General features: G+C 32.4%; 5 protein-coding genes. All 5 read left to right on the top strand.

From position 1 onward, the window contains the following. The coding region (locus tag JJE11_RS13765) for a PTS sugar transporter subunit IIA (RefSeq protein WP_366927935.1) at positions 1–468 on the top strand (468 nt) is incomplete at its 5' end. 27 nt (positions 469–495) lie between these two features. Further along, a complete protein-coding gene (gene pfkB, locus JJE11_RS13760) occupies positions 496–1,425 on the top strand; it encodes a 1-phosphofructokinase (RefSeq protein WP_291636555.1) in 930 nt (309 codons plus the stop codon). 226 nt (positions 1,426–1,651) lie between these two features. After that, entirely contained in the window at positions 1,652–2,908 is a 1,257-nt protein-coding gene (locus JJE11_RS13755) for a zinc-binding dehydrogenase (protein ID WP_291636553.1), read from the top strand. 19 nt (positions 2,909–2,927) lie between these two features. Next, complete coding sequence (locus JJE11_RS13750; RefSeq protein WP_291636551.1) at positions 2,928–3,188, top strand: HPr family phosphocarrier protein; 261 nt, start codon at positions 2,928–2,930, stop codon at positions 3,186–3,188. Between the two features lie 606 nt (positions 3,189–3,794). Further along, positions 3,795–5,569: glutamine--fructose-6-phosphate transaminase (isomerizing) (gene glmS, locus JJE11_RS13745; protein ID WP_291636549.1), on the top strand; the 1,775-nt coding region annotated here is incomplete at its 3' end.

Below are 5,569 nucleotides of genomic sequence, written 5' to 3'. Positions count from 1 at the left end.
GAAGATGTTAATACGAAGAGTGATTTGCCACAAGGAAGTACTGTGTTAAAAAAAGAAAATATTAAGGTTCATTTAAAATCTACAGATAAATATGAAGCGATAAGACTAGCAGGACGTCTTTTGGTAGATGGAGGATATGTTAACGAAGAATATGTTGAAGCTATGATTGAGAGAGAAAATGATCTTACAACATATATCGGACAAGGCATTGCAATTCCACATGGCGTTGGTGCTGCAAAGAAAAATATAATAAAATCTGGAATGGTTGTGCTCCAATATCCTGAAGGAGTATCTTTTGACGGAGAGTTAGCTTACATTGTAGTAGGAATTGCTGGAGTAGGAAATGAACACTTAAGCATTTTGTCTAATTTAGCAAATGTTATTGAAGATGCAGATGAAGATACTTTAAATAAGCTAAGACATATAGATGAAATAGAATATATTTATAATAAATTTATGAAAGATTAGAATAAACAAGAAAAGAAGAGGTGTGATATGATTATAACCATTACATTAAATCCGGCTGTAGATAAAACAGTGGAAGTAGATAACTGTACAATAAATAGTGTTAACAGAGTATCCTCTATAAAATTAGATGCTGGTGGAAAGGGTATTAATGTTTCAAAGGTTGTAAAGAGTCTAAGTGGAGAAAGTATTTCACTCGGCGCACTTGCTGGTAAAACTGGAGAGTTTATTAAAAACTATTTGGATACTGAGAAAATTGAAAATGACTTCATCTTTGTGACTGGAGAAACACGAACTAATATAAAGATAGTTGATAAAGTTAAAAATACAAATACGGATATTAATGAGTCTGGTAATTATATTTCTGAGGATGACATTAAAAGAATTAAAGAAAAGATATTTAATCTTGCAAAACAAGATGACATATTGGTATTGTCGGGAAGCGTGCCACAAGGAATTGAAAAAAATATTTATGAACTATGGATCAAAGAAGCTAAAGAGGTAGGAGTGAAAACCATTTTGGATGCTGACGGGGAACTACTAAAGAAGGGCATTTTATCAGGACCTTATTTAATTAAACCCAATATACATGAATTAGAAAAACTATTTGATGTAAAAATTGATGGAATTGATCAATGTATAAAGCTTTGCACAGGTATATTTGATTATGGTGTTAAGATGATAGCTGTATCACTAGGATGTGATGGCGCTTTATTTATGAATACAGAAAAAACAATACATGCACGCGGCATAAAGGTTAAAGTAAAGAGCACAGTAGGGGCAGGAGATTCAATGGTTGCAGCATTAGCATTTGCTCTAGACAAGGGTTATTCTTTTGAAAGAGCAGTTACTCTCTCAGTTGCTGCAGCAACAGCTGGAGTTATGACAGATGGTACTACTGCAGGGAGTCTTAACGATATATTAAACATTGAAAAACAAGTAGTGTATGAATATTTATAGAACTTGGAGACAAGGCACATTCAAATAAATAACAAGTCAGTATGATAGTCTATTTTGCGTCATACTGCGTCAGCAGAACCCGCCGATAGTACGACTAGCGACGGAACCTACTTCCTTGTCTGACACAAAATATACTAACATCTTTGACCTCTTATTTATTTTCATGTGCCTAAAATCAATCAGTGTGAAATGAGTACAACAGATATTATAGAAAGGTGGAATTATAATGAAAACTAAGGCAGTAAGATTATATGATAAAAACTTATTAAAAATGGAGGAATTTGAACTTCCAGAAATTAAAGAGGACGAAATACTTGTTAAGAATATAACAGATAGTATTTGTATGTCAACGTATAAAGCAGCTATATTAGGTAAAGAACATAAGAGAGTTCCAAATGATATTGATGTTAATCCAGTTATTGTTGGACATGAATTTGCAGGCGAAATTGTGCAAGTAGGCTCCAAGTGGAATAGTCAATTTAAAGTAGGTGAAAAATTTGCAATTCAACCTGCACTAAATTATAAAGGAAGTATGGCATCACCAGGTTATTCTTACAAATATTTTGGAGGAGCAGCAACCTATACTATAATTCCTCAAGAAGTAATGGAACTTGGATGTCTTTTAAATTATGATGGAGAATCATTTTATGAAGCTTCACTAGCTGAACCAATGTCTTGCATAATTGGGGCTTACCACGCTTCATATCATACTATAGTAGGTAAATATGAACATAATATGGGAATAGTCGAAGGTGGTAAAATGGCACTTCTTGCAGCAGCAGGTCCTATGGGATTTGGAGCAATAGATTATGCACTTCACTGTGACAGAAGACCAGGTATGCTTGTTATAGCTGATATTGATGAAAAAAAATTAGAACGTGCTGAATCAATATTTACAAAAGAAGAAGCAAAAAAATGCGGGGTTGAACTTATTTTTGTTAATACGAAAAACTTAGAGAATGCATCTGAGCATTTAAGATCCTTAACGGGAGGTACTGGCTTTGATGATGTGTTTGTTTATACACCAATAAGTTCAGTAGTTGAGCTTGGAGATAGTGTACTTGCAAGAGATGGTTGCCTTAACTTCTTTGCAGGCCCTACAGATAATAAATTCTCAGCAAAATTTAATTTTTACAATGTGCATTACACTTCTTCACATATCGTAGGAACAACTGGAGGAAATACTAATGACATGATTGAATCATTACAGATGTCAGCTGCAAAAATAATAAATCCAGCTGTTATGATTACTCATATAGGAGGACTTGACAGCGTTGCAAAAGCAACTTTAGATTTACCTAAAATACCTGGAGGTAAAAAACTAATTTACACAAATATTGAAATGGAATTAACTGATATCGAAGATTTTGAAGAAAAAGGAAAAACAAATTCACTATTTGCTGGACTCGCTAAAATAGTAAACAGTAATAATGGATTATGGTGTCTTGAAGCAGAAAGATTTTTATTAGCTAATTATAAATAAGAGTGGAGGTGCATTAGTTATGATAGAAAAAAATATGACAATATTAAATAAAACAGGAATACATGCAAGACCAGCATCTAATCTCGTTAAATTAGTTAATGGATTTAAAAGTGATGTAAAAATCGTTAGAGAAAATAAAATAGCCAATGCTAAAAGTATAATAAATATTATGTCATTGGGATTAACAAAGGGTAGTGAAATAACTATTAGAATTGATGGAGAAGATGAGAAGTTAGCTATGAAAACTATTGAAGAGTTTATAGTAAACTTGAATGAATAAAATATAATAAGTAATATTTTATATGCAGAATACATAAAATAATATTCTATGTATTCTGCGTTTGTTTATTAAGCATTTCATTAACTTATTTTCGAATATATGCATATAATATAGAGATTAAATTGATACAAACTGTTAAGAATCAATAAAAACATTGACATTATGCTCGAAAAAAAATATAATTAACGGGACAAAAGGTTATATATAATATGGAAGAGGTGGTGCTAAATAGGTAAATTGTAGATATTAAATTGAGAAAAGCAAATAAAATTAAAAGCGCCAGAACTAAAGTTGTTAATCTTTATAAGTAGCAGTAGATATGCATTAATATTGATGTCTACTGGTGAGAGGCAACTTGAGTAGACGAGGATGGGGAGTATCGAAATCTTCGGCGGATGCCCCACGGTAGCGCACTACCGTTAACGATTGATAAAAGCAAAAAGTGATTTTTGTAACAATATCAATCTGGTGTTAAAACCTTAATAAATATGTGTAGCACCCAAAGGTGCTGAATTAATTAGTATATTTCAACGGATTATTAAAAACATTGATGGAAATATGCTTAGTTAATTTGTACAAAAATTTAAATTTGAGAGGAAGATGTATATGTGCGGAATAGTTGGATATTTTGGAAGTAAAGAGGCTTCACCATTATTGGTAGAAGGTCTTAGTAAATTAGAATATAGAGGATACGATTCAGCAGGAATCGCAATTATAAAAGATGGATTATTAAGCGTAACTAAATGCAAAGGAAGACTTGCCAATTTAGAAGCTCAATTATTAGAAAATCCGCTTAAAGGAAATATTGGTATAGGACACACAAGATGGGCTACTCATGGTAAACCATCAGATGAGAACTCTCATCCACATACTAATGAAAAAGAAACTATTAGTGTAGTCCACAATGGTATTATAGAAAACTATATTCATTTAAGAGAATGGTTAATGGCAAAAGGATATAAATTTACATCTGAAACTGATTCAGAAGTAATACCACACCTTATAGATTTCTACTATAAGGGAAATATAGTTGAAGCGGTAATGAAGGCTATCACTAAAATGGAAGGTAGCTATGCAATAGCAGTAATAACAAGCAATGAACCAGATAAATTAGTAGCAGTAAGAAAAGATAGTCCATTAATAGTAGGACTTGGCACAGACGAATATTTTGTAGCTTCAGATATACCAGCAGTATTAAATCATACAAGAGAGGTATATTTATTAGAAGATAAAGAATTTGTTGTAATTTCTAATGATGGAATAGTACTTCTTGATGCAGAAGGCGAAGTAATAAAAAAAGAAGTATTCCATGTAACTTGGAATGCTGAGGCTGCTGAAAAAGGTGGATATGAGCACTTTATGTTAAAAGAAATTCATGAACAGCCAAAGGCAATCAGAGATACAATGACTTCAAGAGTGGTTTTAGGAAAGCCAATCACACTAGATGACATAAATATAACTAAAGATCAAATTAAAAATTTAAATAAAATATATATAGTAGCTTGCGGAACTGCATACCATGCAGGTGTTGTAGGCAAATATGTTATAGAAAAACTAGCAAGAATACCAGTAGAACTAGATATAGCTTCTGAGTTTAAATATAGAGATCCAATAATGGATAAAAACACACTTATGATAGTTATTAGTCAATCCGGAGAAACTGCAGACACTTTGTCAGCTTTGAGGCTTGCAAAGTCAAAAGGCGCAAGAGTTATAGCGGTAACAAATGTGGTAGGTAGCGCAGCTTCAAGAGAAGCAGATGATGTACTATACACATGGGCGGGACCAGAAATAGCAGTTGCATCTACTAAAGCTTATGTAACTCAGCTTATAGCAATGTATATAATAGCATTATTCTTTGCTCAGAACAAAGAGACATTAAGTGTAGAAGAAATTGAAGAAATTAAAATAGCTATGATGGAACTTCCAGAAAAAGCAGAGAAAGTTTTAGAAAATAAAGAAACGCTTCAAAAATTTACATCAAAAAATTATATGCATAAAGATATGTTTTTTATAGGACGCGGACTTGACTATGCAGTTGCACTCGAAGGTTCATTAAAACTTAAAGAAATATCTTATATTCATTCAGATGCTTATCCAGCTGGAGAGCTAAAACATGGTCCAATAGCCCTTATGGAAGAAGGGACTGTAGTTATAGCACTAGCTACTCAAAAATCAATATTTGATAAGACAGTAAGCAATATAAAAGAAATAACTACTAGAGGAGCAAAAGTATTTGCTTTCGCACCTGAAGGCCACACTGAAATTGAAAAATCAGTTTTTTCTGTAACTTATATACCAGAAGTAATGGATATATTAGCACCAGTAATTTCAGTAATTCCACTACAATTATTGTCTTACTACATGGCAATTCAAAAGGG

It is taken from the genome of Clostridium sp., from assembly GCF_016650095.1.
Classification (GTDB): domain Bacteria; phylum Bacillota; class Clostridia; order Clostridiales; family Clostridiaceae; genus Clostridium_AD.
Note: the sequence above shows the minus strand (reverse complement) of the source record. Positions and strands in the feature narration are given on the sequence as shown.

Excerpts from the sequence above, each read along its gene's own strand:
- pfkB (WP_291636555.1), top strand. The coding sequence starts at position 496 with ATGATTATAACCATTACATTAAATCCGGCTGTAGATAAAACAGTGGAA.
- JJE11_RS13755 (WP_291636553.1), top strand. The coding sequence starts at position 1,652 with ATGAAAACTAAGGCAGTAAGATTATATGATAAAAACTTATTAAAAATG.
- JJE11_RS13750 (WP_291636551.1), top strand. The coding sequence starts at position 2,928 with ATGATAGAAAAAAATATGACAATATTAAATAAAACAGGAATACATGCA.